Source organism: Pseudoduganella sp. GW821-FHT05F09 (genome assembly GCF_059419605.1).
Genome location: NZ_JBWKSD010000005.1, coordinates 265,673 through 282,865, shown reverse-complemented (window position 1 = coordinate 282,865; position 17,193 = coordinate 265,673). Strand labels below are relative to the sequence as shown.

The 17,193-nt window shown below is 67.5% G+C and carries 14 protein-coding genes; 4 read left to right on the top strand and 10 right to left on the bottom strand.

Translation table 11 applies throughout. From position 1 onward, the window contains the following. Positions 1-37: 37 nt before the first annotated feature. The 4 genes from AC07S4_RS18065 to rarD form a co-directional block, all read right to left on the bottom strand. Positions 38-511: a DUF6265 family protein gene (locus tag AC07S4_RS18065; protein ID WP_494987977.1), complete on the bottom strand. Its 474-nt coding sequence runs from the start codon at positions 509-511 to the stop codon at positions 38-40. Positions 512-573: 62 nt separating this feature from the next. Next, positions 574-2,241 carry an energy-dependent translational throttle protein EttA gene (ettA, locus tag AC07S4_RS18060; protein WP_161070168.1) on the bottom strand — a complete coding sequence of 556 codons (1,668 nt, stop codon included), beginning with the start codon at positions 2,239-2,241 and terminating at the stop codon, positions 574-576. A 97-nt stretch (positions 2,242-2,338) separates the two neighbouring features. Continuing rightward, positions 2,339-2,662 carry a DUF5710 domain-containing protein gene (locus AC07S4_RS18055; protein WP_494987976.1) on the bottom strand — a complete coding sequence of 108 codons (324 nt, stop codon included), beginning with the start codon at positions 2,660-2,662 and terminating at the stop codon, positions 2,339-2,341. A gap of 33 nt (positions 2,663-2,695) precedes the next feature. Then, complete coding sequence (gene rarD / locus AC07S4_RS18050) at positions 2,696-3,580, bottom strand: EamA family transporter RarD (protein WP_494987975.1); 885 nt, start codon at positions 3,578-3,580, stop codon at positions 2,696-2,698. Between the two features lie 177 nt (positions 3,581-3,757). Here rarD and AC07S4_RS18045 point away from each other — a divergent pair, with 177 nt between their 5' ends. Both AC07S4_RS18045 and AC07S4_RS18040 read left to right on the top strand, forming a co-directional pair. Next, positions 3,758-5,635 carry a potassium transporter Kup gene (locus AC07S4_RS18045; protein WP_494987974.1) on the top strand — a complete coding sequence of 626 codons (1,878 nt, stop codon included), beginning with the start codon at positions 3,758-3,760 and terminating at the stop codon, positions 5,633-5,635. Positions 5,636-5,767: 132 nt separating this feature from the next. Continuing rightward, positions 5,768-6,571 carry an FKBP-type peptidyl-prolyl cis-trans isomerase gene (locus tag AC07S4_RS18040; RefSeq protein WP_494987973.1) on the top strand — a complete coding sequence of 268 codons (804 nt, stop codon included), beginning with the start codon at positions 5,768-5,770 and terminating at the stop codon, positions 6,569-6,571. A 48-nt stretch (positions 6,572-6,619) separates the two neighbouring features. Here the strand turns inward: AC07S4_RS18040 and AC07S4_RS18035 are convergent, their stop codons facing one another. From AC07S4_RS18035 to AC07S4_RS18020, 4 genes are read right to left on the bottom strand one after another with little or no spacing between them, the layout of a single operon-like run. Further along, on the bottom strand, positions 6,620-9,019 hold the full coding sequence (locus AC07S4_RS18035) for an ABC transporter permease (RefSeq protein ID WP_494987972.1): 2,400 nt from the start codon (positions 9,017-9,019) through the stop codon (positions 6,620-6,622). A 9-nt stretch (positions 9,020-9,028) separates the two neighbouring features. Continuing rightward, positions 9,029-11,464 carry an ABC transporter permease gene (locus AC07S4_RS18030; RefSeq protein ID WP_494987971.1) on the bottom strand — a complete coding sequence of 812 codons (2,436 nt, stop codon included), beginning with the start codon at positions 11,462-11,464 and terminating at the stop codon, positions 9,029-9,031. After that, on the bottom strand, positions 11,461-12,141 hold the full coding sequence (locus tag AC07S4_RS18025) for an ABC transporter ATP-binding protein (protein WP_161070162.1): 681 nt from the start codon (positions 12,139-12,141) through the stop codon (positions 11,461-11,463). The genes AC07S4_RS18030 and AC07S4_RS18025 overlap by 4 nt, the downstream gene beginning before the upstream one ends. A gap of 28 nt (positions 12,142-12,169) precedes the next feature. After that, positions 12,170-13,453: an efflux RND transporter periplasmic adaptor subunit gene (locus AC07S4_RS18020; protein ID WP_494987970.1), complete on the bottom strand. Its 1,284-nt coding sequence runs from the start codon at positions 13,451-13,453 to the stop codon at positions 12,170-12,172. Between the two features lie 192 nt (positions 13,454-13,645). On the opposite strand from AC07S4_RS18020, the gene AC07S4_RS18015 reads away from it, so the two are divergent. Next, positions 13,646-15,040, top strand: a complete 1,395-nt coding sequence (locus AC07S4_RS18015) for a sigma-54-dependent transcriptional regulator (protein ID WP_494987969.1) — start codon at positions 13,646-13,648, stop codon at positions 15,038-15,040. After that, positions 15,030-16,298: a sensor histidine kinase gene (locus AC07S4_RS18010; protein ID WP_494987968.1), complete on the top strand. Its 1,269-nt coding sequence runs from the start codon at positions 15,030-15,032 to the stop codon at positions 16,296-16,298. The genes AC07S4_RS18015 and AC07S4_RS18010 overlap by 11 nt, the downstream gene beginning before the upstream one ends. 9 nt (positions 16,299-16,307) lie before the next feature. Here AC07S4_RS18010 and AC07S4_RS18005 read toward each other — a convergent pair whose 3' ends face one another. Next, positions 16,308-16,760 carry a GNAT family N-acetyltransferase gene (locus tag AC07S4_RS18005; RefSeq protein ID WP_494987967.1) on the bottom strand — a complete coding sequence of 151 codons (453 nt, stop codon included), beginning with the start codon at positions 16,758-16,760 and terminating at the stop codon, positions 16,308-16,310. A 40-nt stretch (positions 16,761-16,800) separates the two neighbouring features. Continuing rightward, complete coding sequence (locus tag AC07S4_RS18000) at positions 16,801-17,097, bottom strand: DUF4148 domain-containing protein (RefSeq protein WP_494987966.1); 297 nt, start codon at positions 17,095-17,097, stop codon at positions 16,801-16,803. Positions 17,098-17,193: the final 96 nt, after the last annotated feature.

Here is a 17,193-nt window from a genome sequence, read left to right as displayed (position 1 = left end):
TTAATCCGCTTCATCCGCTTTATCTCCTCGATCCCCCTTACTTCCCCTCGCAGACTACACGCTGCAAGGGGAAGTCTTTTCCCCTCGCTTTGCCGCCCATGGTGCCCTCGATGCGGGCTTGCAGCTTGTCGCCTTCGCGCTTGTAGATGATGCGCTGGGGGAAGTCATGCTGCGGGTTCTCGAACACCGCGCTCGTGCCCTCCAGGCTCACCAGCTTGAATGAGGCCTCCGGCTGGCTGTGCGGCTTGGCCACGTAGGCCAGCTGGCCGTCCACTTCGCGTATCTGCAGAAATTCCCAGGCCGAGGTCTTGCCGTTCTTGACGGTGCGGCTCATGCCCAGCAGCGTGCCGCCCGCCGGCGCCGTCCATTGCTCGACCGAGCCTGCTTCCGCGCCCACGGCGGCCCAGCAGCCGGAGAGCCAGCCGAGCTGGCCGACGGCGTCCGCACTCAGGGGCGCGGCGCTGGCGCTGGCGGCCATCAGGGCTGCTGCTGCAATGAGGGTCTTGTGCATTTTTTTTTCTCCCCAAATAAAAAGGGCACGGTAAAAACCGTGCCCTTTGATGTTACACCTGATTAAGTCGTCAGGGGCTTGTAGCGGATACGCTTGGGCTTGGCGCCTTCTTCACCCAGGCGTTTCTTCTTGTCGGCTTCATATTCCTGATAGTTGCCGTCGAAGAAGGTCACTTGCGAGTTGCCTTCGAAGGCCAGGATGTGGGTCGCGATACGGTCCAGGAACCAGCGATCGTGGGAGATCACCATCACCGAGCCGGCGAATTCCAGCAGCGCATCTTCCAGCGCGCGCAGGGTTTCCACGTCCAGGTCGTTCGACGGTTCATCCAGCAGCAGGACGTTGCCGCCCATCAGCAGGGTTTTCGCCAGGTGCAGACGGCCGCGCTCACCGCCGGACAGGTTGCCGACGATCTTCTGCTGGTCGCCGCCCTTGAAGTTGAAGCGGCCCAGGTAGGCGCGCGACGGCATTTCGAAGCGGCCCACGCTCAGCATGTCGGCGCCGCCGGTCACGTCTTCGAACACGGTCTTGGAATCGGACAGGGCGTCGCGGTGCTGGTCGACGATGGAGACCTTGGCGGTCTTGCCGATGATGACTTCGCCGCTGTCCGGGGTTTCCTTGCCGGTGATCATCTTGAACAGCGTCGACTTACCGGCGCCGTTGGGGCCGATAATGCCGACGATGGCGCCGGCGGGAATCGTGAAGCTCAGGTTGTCGATCAGCATGCGGTCGCCGAAGGACTTCGACACGTTCTTGAACTCGATCACTTCATTGCCCAGGCGCTCGGCCACAGGGATGAAGATCTCCTGGGTCTCGTTGCGCTTCTGGTATTCGTGCTCGCTCAGCTCATTGAAGCGGGCCATGCGGGCCTTGGACTTGGCCTGGCGCGCTTTCGGATTCTGGCGCGACCATTCCAATTCCTTCTGCAGCGCCTTCTGGCGCGCCGATTCGGTGGCTTCTTCCTGCTTCAGGCGGGCCTGTTTCTGGTCCAGCCAGGAGCTGTAGTTGCCTTTCCATGGAATGCCGCTGCCGCGGTCCAGTTCCAGGATCCACTCGGCCGCATTGTCCAGGAAGTAGCGATCGTGGGTGATGCCGACCACGGTGCCCGGGAAACGCACCAGGAACTGCTCCAGCCATTCGACCGATTCCGCGTCCAGGTGGTTGGTGGGTTCGTCGAGCAGCAGCATGTCCGGCTTGGACAGCAGCAGCTTGCACAGCGCCACGCGGCGCTTTTCACCGCCGGACAGCACGCTGATCTGCTGGTCCCAAGGCGGCAGGCGCAGCGCGTCGGCGGCCATTTCCAGCTGCAGGTTCAGGTTGCCGCCGTCGGACGAGGAGATGATCGCTTCCAGGCGCGCCTGTTCGGCGGCCAGCGCGTCGAAGTCCGCGTCTTCTTCAGCGTAGGCGGCGTACACGGCGTCCAGCTTGGCTTGCGCCTCGAACGCTTCGCCCAGGCCGGATTCCACTTCCTGGCGCACGGTCTTGTTCGGGTCCAGCTGCGGTTCCTGCGGCAGGTAGCCAATGTTCAGACCCGGCATCGGGCGCGCTTCGCCCTGGATGTCGGTGTCGATGCCGGCCATAATTTTCAGCAAGGTCGACTTACCGGAGCCGTTCAGGCCCAGCACGCCGATCTTTGCGCCCGGGAAGAAGGACAGCGAAATATCTTTGAGGATCTGGCGCTTGGGCGGGACGATTTTGCCCACGCGGTTCATGGTGTAGACGTAGTTTGCCATTAGGAAATTCTCGATATGTTACGAAGGTCAACAAGGATACGCCAAACGCCGCGATACAGCTAGTTTCAGCGGCCTTGGGCGGGTTTCAGTAGCAGGTTCAGGCGGTCCAGCGGGCGAACGGCGCCGCGTCCACGCCGGCCGGCACATACCATTTGCGGCGCTTGGGGTCCCAGCGCGCGCCGAGCTGCTTGGCCTCTTCCTTTTCCGCGAAGGGCACGTTCAGCACCGTCACCGCCCGTCCGGACTGGCCGGGCTGGCTGGCGCGGGGCGCGGGGGCCGAGCCGGCCTCCGGCATGGCGGCGGCCGGCGCGCTGGTCTCCACCATGGAGCCGTCCGCGCGGACCTCCATCCATTTCACGCTGCCGTCTTCCAGGACGGTGCTGGCTTTGTAGGGCGGATCAAACGGTGGTGTGCTGGTCATGGGCTGTTGCTGGCTAGTCTGTCGGGGTGCTTATTATATGGCGGCGGCCGCGCGGCGCGTGGTCCACAGGCCCTCCGCCACGTACAGCGCCAGCGCACTCCAGATCACCACGAAGCCGGCCAGCCGCTCCGGCGAGAAGGCCTCGTGGAAGATCCACACCCCCAGCAGCATCTGCATGGTGGGCGACAGGTATTGCAGCATGCCCAGCACGGCCATGGGAATGCGGCGCGCGCCGGCGGCGAACATCAGCAGCGGAATCGCGGTGATGGGGCCGGCGGCCGCCAGCAGCCAGCGCGTGCTGTCGTGCGGCGAGTTGATGAAGGTGTTCTGGCCGTGCATGGTCAGCCAGACCACATAGGCCAGCGCCAGCGGGAACAGGATGATGGTCTCGAACGACAGCCCCTCCAGCGCCGCCAGCGCGGCGGTCTTGCGCAGCAGGCCGTAGCCGCCGAAGGTGATGCCCAGTATCAGCGCGATATACGGCGGCTGCCCAGCCTGCCAGGTCAGCCAGGCCACGCCGCAGGCGGCGATGCCGATAGCGATCCACTGCCCGCGCCGCATCTTCTCCTTCAGCACCAGCAGGCCCAGCAGCACATTGACCAGGGGATTGATGAAATAGCCCAGGCTGGCGTCGATCACGTGGCCGTTGTTCACGGCCCAGATATAGACGAACCAGTTGGCGGTCAGCAATATCGCGCTGGCAACAAAACTGGCCATCACGCGCGGCTTGCGCAGCACCTCCGGCAGCCAGCGCCACTGGCCGCGCGCGGTCAGCACCAGGGCCAGGAAGAGCAGCGACCACAGCATGCGGTGCGCCAGGATTTCAATCGGCGGCACCTCGCCGATGGCGTGGAAATACAGGGGGAACAGGCCCCAGCAGAAAAACGCGAGGGCGGCGTACAGGATGCCTGTGTTCATGGTGTTGTTTGAATAAGGGTGCGGCGGGTCTGCCATTATCCGGGAAAACGGCCCGGGCCGCTGGCGGCGGTAGAATGGAGGCCGAAAACAGCGGAGCGCGGCCATGCCAGAATGCACTTGCAAATTGCCGATAGTTGGCCTATTGTGCAACGCACCAGAACAAACTCAGGTGCAATCTTGACGTCGGAACATAAGAAAAGCAGCCTCGTCGCACTGACGCTAGCTGCCGTCGGCATCGTCTATGGCGATATCGGCACCAGCCCTCTGTACACCCTCAAAACCATCTTCGACCCGGAACACGGGCTCGCGCTGAACACGCCCAACCTGCTTGGCATCATCTCCCTGATCTTCTGGGGGCTGACCATGATAGTCTCGCTCAAATACGTCACCCTGGTGCTGCGCGCGGACAACCGCGGCGAGGGTGGCATCATGGCGCTGATGGCGCTGGCGCTCAATTCCGTGAGCAAGCGCTCCGGCTGGCACGGCCCGCTGCTGCTGCTGGGCGTATTCGGCGCCACCATGTTCTACGGCGACAGCGTGGTCACCCCCGCCATTTCGGTGCTGGGCGCAATCGAAGGCCTGGAAGTGGCCGCGCCCGCGCTGGAGCAGTACGTGGTGCCGCTGACCATTATCGTGCTGGTGTCGCTGTACGCGGTGCAGCGCCACGGCACGGCCGGCATCGGCCGCTTCTTCGGCCCCGTCATGGTGGTGTGGTTCGCCGCGCTGGCCGTCATGGGCGTGATCAACATCGTCGAAGCGCCGCAGATCCTGGCCGCGCTCAATCCGCTGCACGCCTTCCGCTTCATGCTGGAGAATAAATACAGCGGCTTCGTTGCGCTGGGCGCGGTGGTGCTGGCCTTCACCGGCGCCGAGGCGCTGTACGCCGACATGGGCCACTTCGGCAAAAAGCCCATCCGCGCGGCCTGGTTCCTGATCACCATGCCGGCGCTGGCGCTGAACTACCTGGGCCAGGGCGCGCTGCTGATCGCCCGCCCGGACGCCATCTCCAATCCCTTCTTCCAGCAGCTCGGCAGCTGGAGCGTGTACCCGCTGGTGATTTTGTCCACCATGGCGGCGGTGATCGCCTCGCAGGCCACCATCTCCGGCACCTTCTCCATGACCAAGCAGGCCATCGCGCTGGGCCTGCTGCCGCGCATGCGCGTCACGCACACCTCGGAAAGCGAAATCGGCCAGATCTACATCCCGGCCGTGAACTGGCTGCAGCTGGTGGTGGTGCTGATCGCCGTGGTCGGCTTCGGCTCGTCCGACAAGCTGGCCGGCGCCTACGGCATCGCCGTCACCGCCACCATGCTGTGCACCACCATCCTGACCTTCTTCGTGATCCGCTACCGCTGGCACCTGCCGCTGGCGCTGTGCTTCGGCGCCACCGGCTTCTTCATCGTGATCGACATCATGCTGTTCTCGGCCTCCACGCTCAAGCTGCTGCACGGCGGCTGGTTCCCGCTGCTGCTGGGCACCGTGCTGCTGACCATCATGCTGACCTGGCGCGAAGGGCGCGACCTGGTCTTCAAGAACCTGGAAAAGCACGCCATTCCGCTGGAAGCCTTCCTGTCCTCGCTGTTCATGGCGCCGCCGGCGCGCGTGTACGGCACCGCCATCTTCCTGCGCGGCGAGAGCGACGGCGTGCCGCACGCGCTGCTGCACAACCTGTCGCACAACAAGGTGCTGCACGAGCGCGTGGTGTTCATCACCGTGCACATCGTGGAAGAACCGTGGGTGGCGCCGGAGGAGCAGGTCAAGATCGTCGACCTCGGCCACCAGTGCTACCAGGTCAATGTGCACTACGGCTTCAAGGACGAACCGGACATTCCCAACGTGCTGGCCTTGTGCGGCAAGCACGGCCTGGAGTTCGAGATGATGGAAACCTCCTTCTTCATCGCCCGCCAGACCGTGATCTCCACCCCGGGCGCCGGCATGGCGTCCTGGCGCGAGAGCCTGTTCGTCACCATGTCGCGCAATGCGCGCGCGGCGGCCGATTATTACCAGATTCCGCCCAACCGGGTGATCGAACTGGGCACCCAGGTGGAAATTTGAGACAGCGAAGTTGTAACTGAATGTTCTGCCCGAAAGGGCGTTGTGGCAGTCTGCTACACTTCTGCTCCGACGGCGCCCGGATGGCGGCGCCAGCGCAGTGCCAGTTACATGTTCAACAATACAAAGGTAATCATGAAATCGATGTTCCAATTGATCGCGTCGCTCGCCTGTGTGGCGGCGCTGACCGCCTGCGGCGCGCCAGCCAGCACCACCAAGACGGAAGACGTTGCGCCGCAGCCCGCCTATCTGAAAACCGAACTGGCCGCCGGCAGCGGCGACGCGGTGGTCGCCAACGACCTGGTGCAAGTGAGCTATTCGACCTTCCTGTACGACAGCACCAAGCCCAATTCGCGCGGCGCCCAGGTGGACGGCTCGCCGTCGGCCGTGTACGCCATCGGCACCGGCCGCTGGCTGCCGGGTGCGGAGCAGGGCGTGCTGGGCATGCGCAAGGGCGGCACCGTGCAGCTGGTGCTGCCGGCCAACCTGGCCTACGGCGTGTACAGCTACACCAACCCGGCCTACACCGCCAAAGTGGGCGCCAACACCCCGCTGGTCATGGAGATCACCGTGCTGGGCATCACCAAGCCGTCGCCGTCGGCCCAGGTCACGATTATCGACAAAGTAGTGGGCACTGGCGCCGAAGTGAGCGCCACCAAGACCCTGACCGTGCACTACACCGGCTGGATCTACGACCCGACGGCGGCCGACCAGCACGGCGTCAAGTTCGACAGCTCGGTCGACAAGAACGTGCCGTTCGACTTCATGATCACCGGTTCTGTGATTGAAGGCTGGAAGCGCGGCGTGGTCGGAATGAAAGTGGGCGGCAAGCGCACCCTGATCATCCCGCCTGAACTGGGCTACGGCTTCACCGCCCAGACCCTGATCCCGGCCGGCTCGACGCTGATCTTCGACATCGAACTGCTGAGCGTAAAGTAATCCTTAGCGTTACACAAAAAAGGGGCGGCCATCTGGCCGCCCCTTTTTTTATCCGCGCAAGGCGAGGGCGGGGGAGATGCGCAGTGCGGCCAGGGTGTGGCGCGCGGTGGCCAGCAGCGCCACCAGGGCGGCCAGCAGCAGGGCCGCCAGCAGCGGCCAGGCGCCCATCGGCGCGTGCTCCACGTAGCCGGCCAGGTAGCGCCGGATGGCCAGCGCCGCCAGCGGCAGGCCAAGCACGGCGCCGGCCGCGATCAGCACCGCGAACTCGCGTCCGACCAGGCGGGCGATGGCGGCGCGGCCCGCGCCGTGCAGCTTGCGCAGCACGATTTCCTTGCGGCTGCGCTGCACGCTGTAGGCCGACAGCACATAGATGCCGCACGCCGCCAGCACCACCGCGATCAGGCTGGACGAGGCCAGCATGCGCGCCAGCCGCACGTCGTCCGCATAGGCCAGGCCGAACAGGCTGGCGGCCGATTGCAGTTCCAGCACGCTGTCCGGGAAATACTGCTTGAACAGCGGCGCAATGCTGGCATGGGCCGCAGCCGCGTCCTCGCTGGTGCGCACGGCCAGCACCTGCGCCGGGGCGATGCGGTAGGCCACCGGCTGCGCCATCTGCTTCAGGCTCTGGTAGCGCACCTCGGGCGCGATGCCGACGATCTGCACCGTGCGGTCGCCATTGGTGAGGAACTGGCCCACGGCCGCCTCCGGCGTGGCGAAACCCAGCGCAAGCGCCGCCGCCGCGTTGACCACGCGCGCTTGGGAATTGACCTGGTCGCGGGCCGGGTCGAACAGGCGGCCGTGCAGTGGCTTCAAGCCGTACACCTGGAAGAACTCGGGGCTGACGGTGCGGTATTCCATGCTGACCATTTCTCCGGTGCGGCCCGGCAGGGTGGCCACCATTTTCATCCCGTCGCGGCCCGCCGCTTCCGACATGGCGGCCACGCCGCGCACATTCGGCATGCGCGCCAGCGCCTGCATGAAGCCGTCCGCTGCGGGCTTGCCGGTTTCCTGCGGCAGGTCCAGCACCAGCATGCCGGCGGGGTCGAAGCCGCGGTCGGCCTTGGCGGCGTAGTCGGCCTGCCAGGCGATGGCCAGCGTGGCGCCGCTGAGTGCCATCGCCGTGGCGAACTGCAGCACCGTCAGCACGCGGCGCAGCCACAGGCCGCCCGCCGTTTCGTGGTCGCCGCGTCCGGCCAGCGCCGCCGCCGGGCGCACCCGAAGGGCCAGCACGGCGGGGTAGATGCCGGCGCACAGGCCGGCCAGCAGTCCGCCCAGCAGGGCCAGCACGCAGCTGGCGGGCGAGAACAGGCTGTCCAGCTGGCGCGCCACCAGGCCGCTGAACATGGGCAGGCACAACCAGGCCAAGCCCAGGCCCAGCACCGTGGCCAGCAGCGCCACCACCGAGGACTCGGTGAGAAACTGCGCCACCAGCCGCGCATGGCTGGCGCCCAGCAGCTTGCGCATGCCGATCTCGCGCTGGCGGCGCAGGGTGCGCACCGTGGCCAGGTTGACGTAGTTGCTGGCGGCCAGCAGCAGGATCAGCAGCGCAATGCCCGCCAGCGCGAACACGCTGCCGCGCTGGCCGTAGTCGCCGCTGTTGCGGCCGGAGGCCAGGTCTTCGTCGAAATACACGTCCGGCATCGCCACCATGGCCACGTCGGTCACGTTGCGGCCGTTGAGCTTTTTGCCCATGGGGCCATTGCGTATCACCGCGTCGCGCGGATCGGCGTTGACGGCGCTTTGCAGCAGGCGCGCCATCTGCGCCGCATCCGCGCCGGGCTTGAGCTTCAGGTAGATGCCGCCGCGCCGCTGGAAATTGCTGCGGTGGTCGCCGCGCTCCGGTTCCGGCCAGGCCGCGCTGGCGCTGCCGAGCAGGCCGTCGTAGCGCAGGGTGGCGTTGGCCGGCGGATCGGCCAGCACCGCCAGCACCTGCAGCGTCTCCTTGCGCACGCGCAGATACTGGTTCAGCGCGGGCGCCGCGCCGAAGATCTTGCGCGCGGTGGTGGCTGTGAGGGCGATACCATCGGGCCGCGCCAGTGCCGCCTGTACGTCGCCTTCCAGCGCGCGCAAGCCGAACATGGCTTCGAATGCCGGATCGACCACGCGCAGTTCCGCCTGGTGGCGCTGGGCGCCGTTCCACAGCGGCAGGTCCAGCTGCTTGGCGATGCTGGACGCCTCCACCATGCCGCTGGCCTCGGCGGCGGTCTGGATGGGCAGGTAGGCGTACTCGCCCCAGTCCGGGCGCGGGAACACGTTGATGCGCTGCTTCACCGAGTAGACGCGCGCGGCGTCCGGCACGTGGCTGTTGTAGCTCAGGCAGTAGTGCACAAAGCCGAGCAGCAGGAAGCAGGCCGCGAAGCCGACCGCCAGGCCTAAAATGGACACGGCGGAATAAGCGCGTTCCTGCAGCAGCAGGCGCCAGCCGATACGGAAATCTTGTGCTTGCATGGCTTCTCCTTAGCTGCGCAGGGCCAGCGCAGGCGAAATGCGCAGCGCGGCCAGGGTGTGGCGGATGGTGGCGCCCAGTGCGACGGCCAGCACGGCGCCCAGCGCCGCCAGCAGCGTCCAGTAGCCGACCGGCGCGCGCTCGGCGAACTCGGACAGGTAGCGCTGTATCGCCAGCGCGGCGGGCGGCAGGCCTAGCAGCGCGGCGCAGCCCAGCATCCAGGCGAATTCCTTGCCCAGCAGGCGCGCCACGGCGCCGCGCTGCGCGCCGTACAGCTTGCGCAGCACGATCTCGCGCGCGCGCCGCTGCACGTTGTAGGCGGCCAGTACGTAGATGCCGAAGGCCGACAGCAGCAGGGCCATGGCGCTGCCGGCCGCCAGCATGGCCGCCAGGCGGGCGTCGTCGTCGTAGTTTTCGGCGAAGTAGCTGGCGGCGCGGCGCATCTCGGGGATGGTGTCCGGGAAGTACTGCCGCCACAGCGCATCGGCGGCGCGTTCCAGCGCGGCCATGTCGCCGTGGTAGCGCACCGTCAGCACGGACGCGTGCAGATTGTTGCGGTACAGGACAGGCGCAGGCGATTCGCGCAGCGACTGGTAGCGCAGGTCCGGCACCACGCCGATGACCACCGGCCGCACTTCGCTGCCGCGGCTCTCCAGCGCCACGCTCTGGCCCACTGCGGCCTGCGGCGACGCGAAGCCGAGCACCTTGGCGGCGGCGGCGTTGAGCACCACCACGTCGTCGTTGTTCTCCTGTTCGCGCTGCGGATCGAAGCTGCGTCCGGCCAGCGGCGCCACGCCGTACACCTGGAAGAAGCTGGGCGACACGGAGCGCTGCTGCAGCGTGGCGGAGACGCCGGTGGCGGTGCGCACCGGGTTGTTCAGGCCCAGGTAGTAGCGCCCCGCCGGCGACGGCGACGCGGCCACGCCCTCCACGCCCGGCACCCTGAGCAAGGCGTCGCGCATCTGGCGCGGCGCCTGGCCCTGCCACATCAGCGCGGGCAGTTCCAGCACCAGCAGGGGCTGCGCATCGAAGCCGGGATTGGCGCTGCTGGCGTAGCGCGTCTGCCAGGCCACGGCCAGCGTGCTGGCCACCAGCGCCATGGCGCAAGTCATCTGGAACACGGTCACGCCGCGCCGCAGCCAGGTGGTGCCGTAGGTCTCCTGCCCGCCGCGCGCCGCCAGCGCCTGCACCGGCCGCACGCGCAGCGCCAGCCAGGCCGGATGAAGGCCGGCCAGTACGCCGGTGAGCAGGCCCACCGCCAGCGCCGCCAGCACCGCGCCCGGTCCCATGACGGTGGCCAGCGGCCGGTTCAGCAGCTGCGCCCAGGCCGGCAGCAGCAGCCAGGCGAGCAGCAGGCCGCAGCCTGCCGCCAGCATGCTGGCCAGCAGCGACTCGGCCATCAGCATGGCCGCCACCCTGGCGTGGCTGGCGCCGAGCACCTTGCGCATGGCGATTTCGGCGCGCCGGCGCATCACGCGCACGGTGGCCAGGTTGACGTAGTTGATGGCGGCCAGCAGCAGGATCAGCGCGCCGATGGCGGCCACGCCCAGCACCAGCCTGGCGTCGCCGTGCTTGGCGCTGCTGCTGTTGCTGGCCAGTTCGCGGTCGAAATACCAGTCGCGCAGCGCGGTCAGCGCGATGTCCGACACCTTGCGGCCGTTCAGGCGCTGCAGCACGTCCGGCGGCAGGGTGGCGATAAAGGGCGAGCGGTCGTGCGCTTCCTGCATCACCCGCTGCAGCGCCTGCGGCGTGGCGCCCGGCGCCAGGCGCACGTACAGGCGCGCGACGATGCCGCCCCAGTTGGAGGTATCGTTCTTGTCCAGGCTCTTGCGCATATTCTTGGGTATCAGCTGGCTGTTGGTGCCGGCCAGCAGCGCATAGTGCAGCGTGACGGCGGCCGGCGGGTCGGGCAGGACGGCCAGCACCTGGTACTGCTTGCCCTCCATGGTGATGGTCTTGCCCAGCACGCCGCGCGCGGCGCCCAGCAACTGGCGCGCCTTGCTCTCGGTGAGGGCGATCGCCTCGGGACGTTCCAGCGCGGCGGCCAGGTCGCCTTCCAGCGCGCGCAGGCCGAGCACCTTGGGCATGGCGGGACTGGCCAGCAGGAATTCGATGGTGCTGAGAGCACCGTTCTGGCTCAGCGTGGACGAGCCGGTCAACGCCACGGCCGCCGCCTCCGCCAGCGGACTGCCTTCCGCCACGGCCAGCAGATTGATCGGCGTGTTGTCGAACCAGCCGCCGTGCTCGAGGATGTTGATGCGGTTCTTCGCCACGTACACCCGGTCCGCCTGCGGCACATGGCTGTCGTAGCTGAAGCTGAAACGCACATAGGCCATCAGCAGGAAGCAGGCCGCGAAGCCCAGGGCCAGGCCGAGTATGGTCACGGCGGAATAGGCGCGCTCCTGCAGCAGCAGGCGCCAGCCGATGCGGAAGTCGGCCGCTTTCATGCTGCGCGCAGTGCGTCGACCATGATGCGGCCGTCGAGCAGGTTCAGCGTGCGCGAAGCCTGCGCGGCGTGGGACGGCGAGTGCGTCACCATCACCACCGTGGTGCCTTCGGCGTTGATGGTGCGCAGCAGGCGCATCACCTCGTCGCCGTGCGCCGTGTCCAGGTTGCCGGTCGGTTCATCGGCCAGCAGCAGGGCGGGGCCGGACACCAGCGCGCGCGCGATCGCCACGCGCTGCTGCTGGCCGCCGGACAGCTGCGACGGGCGGTGCCCGGCGCGGTGCAGCACGCCGAGCTTGTTCAGCATGGCCGTCACCTTGGCCTTGCGTTCGGCCTTGGCCATGCCGGTGTATTCCAGCGCCAGTTCCACGTTCTCGAACACGCTCAGCTCTTCGATCAGGTTGAAGCTTTGGAAGATGAAGCCGATGCGGCCGCGCCGCAGTTCGTTCAGCTTCCCTTCGCTCCATCCCGCCACGTTCTGGCCTTCGAACCAGTACTCGCCGCTGCTGGGCACATCCAGCAAACCCAGGAGGCTGAGCAAAGTGGACTTGCCGCAGCCCGAGGGGCCGGTGATGGCCACGTATTCGCCGGCGTCGATCTGCAGGTCGATGCGGTCCAGGGCGGTGGTCTGTACTTCGCCTGCCAGGTGGGTTTTGCTGACGCCGTGTAGCTTGAGCATGGTGACTCCTTTATCGTTGGTGGTGAGCTTACTTGGAAATTTGCAGCCTGGGGGCATTGCCGTAGGCCGTGTAGCCGGAGACGATCACGCGCTCGCCCACGGCCAGGCCGGACAGCACCTCCAGCTGGGCGTTGTTGCGCCGGCCGCTGCGGATGGCGCGCCGCTCGGCCACGGCGCCGTCCTGCGCCACGGCGTACACCCAGGTGCCGCCGCTGTCGTTCAGGAAGGCGCCGTTCGGCAGCAGCAGCGCGGGCGCCGGTTCGCCCAGCGTGATGGTGGCGTCCACGCTCTGGCCGGGACTGAGCGCGTCCGGCTGGCCTGCGCTGAAAACCAGTTCCACCGTGAAGCGGCCTTCCTTGATCTGCGGGTAGATGGTGGACACGTCCACCGTGTAGCTGCGGCCGTCCATCTGCACGCTGCCGTGGCGGCCCACGGCCACGCGCTTGAGGTAGTACTCGTCCACTTCGGCGGACAGCTTGAAGCGCGCCGGATCGTCGATGCGGCCGACGTGCTTGCCGGTGGTGATGGACTCGCCCACTTGCAGGCGGAAGTCGGTCAGCCTGCCGTCGCTGGGCGCGCGCACGGCCAGCGCGTCCACCGTGGCGCTGACCAGCTTCAGGCCGGACTGCAAGCCGTCCAGCGCCTTGTCCAGCTGTTCCAGCGCGGTGGCGCGCACGCGCTGGTCGGTGTCGTTGCTGGCTTGCGCCTGCGCCAGCACGCGCCATTGCTGCGCCACGCGGTCGGCCGATTCTTCCAGCGCCACCGGGGACAGAAAGCCTTGCGCCGCCAGCTTCTCGTCGCGCGCATAGCGCTTCTGCGCCTGGTCCATGGCGAAACTGAGGTCGTCCAGGCGGCGCTGGTGTTCGCTGCGGCTCGCTTCTTGCGCCACGCGCAGATTGGACAGGTTGGAAATCTGCTGCGCGCGTTCACCCTGGCGCGCCAGCAGCTCCAGGTTGCGCTGCGGGTTGGAGATGCGGAACAGCAGCTGGCCCTGTTTCACCAGGTCGCCGTCGCGCGCATACACCTCCTCGATGCGGCCCGACTCCACCGAGTCCAGCATCACCGACTGCAGCGGCTGGGCGGTGGCGCGCACCACCACGTCGTCGCGGAACACGCCGCGCTCCACGGCGGCGATGCGCAGTTCGCCCGCCGTCACCTGCAGGCCGCGCGGCATCCAGTGCCACAGCGCGAAAGCGAAGGCCGCCGCTGCGGCAGTGCCGGCTATGGCGAGCGCGATGGTCTTGCCGCGCCGTTTGGGCACGATGGTGTCCATGGCGGCGCCGCTGACCAGTTTGGGATGGGGAGTGTTCATATTGTGTGCTTGCAGTGTGCGATAGCCTTCACATTGCAAGCCCCGTGCCAGGCATGCCGCAGCGCTGTTTTTGGCGCTTTTTGGCTGCTGGCGCGGCGGTTTGTCCGCATGCGGACAGGGGCGGGTGTTCGATTCCGGACAGTGCGGAAACCCATGCTCCGCAAGGCGATCCGTACTGCTAGAATGCGCCACATGGCCGACTCCACAGCACACATCCTGATCCTCGACGACGACACCGACGTGGCCTGCGCCGCGCAGCTTTTGCTGCGCCGCCGCTACGGCACCGTCGCCACCCTGAACGATCCCGCCGGGCTGCCCGCCTATCTTTCGCGCGGCGTGCCGGACGTGGTGCTGCTCGATTTTAATTTCACTCCCGGCCGCATCGACGGCGCGGAAGGCCTGGCGCTGCTGGACAGGCTGCGCGCCGAGCGCTGCGCCGTGATCGCGCTCACGGCCTATGCCGACGTGCCGCTCGCGGTGGAGGCGCTCAAGCGCGGCGCGTGCGACTTCATCACCAAGCCGTGGGACAACGCGCGCCTGGTGGCGGCAGTGGACGCCGCACTGGCGCGCCGCGCCGCCGAAGCGCCAGCCCGCGCGCCGGCTCCTTCGCCGGACGACGCCACCGCCGCCCTGATGGGCGACTCACCCGCCATGCGCAGCGTGAAGGCCATGATCGCCAGCGTCGGCCCCACCGGCGCCAATGTGATGGTGCTGGGCGAAAACGGCGTCGGCAAGGAGCTGGTGGCGCGCGCCATCCATTTGTCCTCGCAGCGCGCCTGCGGCACCTTCCTCGCGGTGGACATGGGCGCCTTGCCCGAGTCCACCTTTGAAAGCGAATTGTTCGGCCACCGCAAAGGCTCCTTCACAGACGCCAAGGCCGACCGCGCGGGGCGCTTCCAGGCCGCGCGCGGCGGCTCGCTGTTCCTCGACGAGATCGGCAATATGCCGCTGGCCGCGCAAGCCAAGCTGCTGACGGTGCTGGAGCGGCGCGAAGTGACGCCGATCGGCGCCGACAAGCCGGAAGCGATAGACGTGCGCATCATCAGCGCCACCAACCTGGACGAAGTGCGGCTGTTCGACCCGGCCGAGTTCCGTCCCGACCTGCTGTTCCGGCTCAACACCATCGTGATCCGCGTGCCGCCGCTGCGCGAGCGGCGCGAAGACATACCCGGCCTGCTGCGGCACTACCTGGACGTCTACGAGCGCCAGTACCAGCGTCCGGCGCGCGCCTTGTCGTCCGCCGCGCTGGCCTGGCTGGAGGCCTATCCGTGGCCGGGCAATGTGCGCGCGCTGCGCCACGCGTGCGAGCGCGCCGTCATCCTCGGCAGCGACAGCGAATACCAGTCTGCGGACTTCGGCCTCGCAGCACCGGCCGAGAGCCCTGCGGCGGGCGGTGCTGCGATGCCTGCCTCCGCGCCTGCCTCCGCTCCATCCGCAGCGAGCGACGACCTGACCCTGAACGCGCTCGAACGCGACGCCATCTCCGCCGCGCTGGCCGCCGCCAAGGGCAACATCAGCCACACAGCCCGCATGCTCGGCGTCAGCCGCGCCGCGCTATACCGCAAGCTGGGCAAGCATGGCATCTGAACGGCCACGCCCAGCCTCCGCCTACATCGGCTACGCCTGCGTGGCCGCGCTCATGGCGCTGAGCTACGCCGCCGCCAGCAGCGCCGGATCGCCGCGCCTGCAAGTGCTGTGCGTGCTCGCCGCCGTCGTCCCCGCCTGGCTGCTGCAGCGCCGCCTGTCCGCCCAAGGCCAGGCAACGCAAGCCGCGCCTGCGGCAGAGACGCCTGCGGCGGCTGTTGGCATGCCGTGGGCGCTTACGCCGGACCGGCGCGCCCTGCTGGATGCGGCGCAGCTGCTGGAAGCGCGCCTCGAACATGCCCCCATCGCGCTGTTCTCCATCGCCACCCTGAGCGGTCCCGGCGCGCTGACGCCGCTCAACGCAAGCGCGCGCCGCCTGCTGGCGCCGGGCCGCGCCAGCGATCCCGTGCAGCTGGCCGAGGTACTGGCCGCGCAGATGGCCGAACGCCGCGAACTGGTGAGCTTTGAAACGGAGCGCGGCACCGAGCGCGCGCTGGCCTCCGTCACCGCGCTGACGGTGCAGGGCGCCGGCCAGCGCCTGGCCGCGCTGATGCCGGTGGAAAGCGAACTGGAAGCGGAAGCGATGAATGCCTGGCGCCAGCTGGTGCAAGTGCTCACCCACGAGATCATGAATTCGCTCACGCCGGTGGCGTCGCTGTCGCGCACCGCCTGCGACCTGCTGGCCGAAGTGCAGGCCGATCTGGCGCCCGACGTGAGCGGCGACCTGGGCACCGCGCTGGACGCCATCGCCCGCCGCGCCGCCAGCCTGGTGGAGTTCGTGGCCAGCTACCGCAGCCTGTCCAGCGTGCCGCAGGCGCAGCCCGAGCTGGTGCACCTGGGCGAGCTGTTCTCGCGCCTGTCCATGCTGATGGCGCCGCAATGGCTGGCGCGCGGCGGCCGCGCCGTCTTTTCCGTCGAACCGGCCTCGCTGGACGTCATGGTGGACCCCGGCCAGCTGGAGCAGGCCCTGATCAATTTGCTGAAGAACGCGGCCGAAGCCACCGCCGCCACGCCGCAGCCGCAAGTGCAGCTGAGCGCGCGGCTGAGCCGTGGCGGACGGCTGCGCATCGAGGTGGCCGACAACGGCCCCGGCGTGCCGCAGGAGCTGGCCTCGCAAGTGTTCACGCCGTTTTTTTCGACCAAGAAGCAGGGGCGCGGCATCGGCCTCGCCATGGTGCGCCATCTGGTGCACGCCAACGGCGGCATGGTGCGCTACGCCAAGCCGGTGGGCGCCGGAGCGCGCTTCATCATCGCGTTTTAACGCAGGCTGCTAGCGCAGCATATCGATGTGCATGATGCCATCTTCGTCATACGGCTCGCTCACGCGGACGAAGCCGAAGCTGCTGTAGAATTTTTCCAGGTAGAGCTGGGCGCCGATGCGGATGCGGTGGCCGGCATGCAGCGCTTCGGCGCGGCGTATGCCTTCGTCCAGCAACTGGCGGCCGATGCCGCTGCCGCGCGCGGACGACGCCGTCAAGACGCGGCCCAGGGACATTTCAGGGAATTTCACGCCGGGCGCTATGCAGCGCAGATAGGCCGCCAGCTGGCGTTTGCCGTCAACCGCATGCCAGGCCATCAGGTGATGCGCCGCCTGGTCGTAGCCGTCGAGGTCGGGATACAGGCACTTCTGCTCCAGCACGAAGACCTCTTGCCGCTGGCGCAGCACTTCATACAGGTCTTCGCGTGGAAGGTGTTCAAACTCAAGCCATTGCCACTCAATCATGGTCGCCTCTACTGGGATGGAAGCGACCATTGTAGGGGCTTTATTCATAGTGCGGCAGGGTGCCGGCCTTGATAGCCTGGGCCAGTTCGGCGCGCACTTCCTGGCGGGTCTTGCCCGGTGCGGCGGTGGTGAAGCTGGCTGGATAGGCTTCGCCGTTCAGGATCTGGCCATTGCGCAGCGCGGCGACGGTTTCCGCCTTCACTTCGGCGCGGCTGCGGGTGGACACGGCGCTGATGTTGGCCTGGTAGCCTTCGCCGCTGTTCACGGGTTCGGCGGCATAGGCGCTCGAGGTCAGGGCGATGACGGCGGCGGCGACGGACAGGATGGATGCTTTCATGGTATTTCTCCTAAGTTTAATTGGTATCGATTAGATCGTGCACTACTTGTTTGATGGACCTTCAGCCCGCCGCTACCGCCTTGGCGGTAGCAGCAA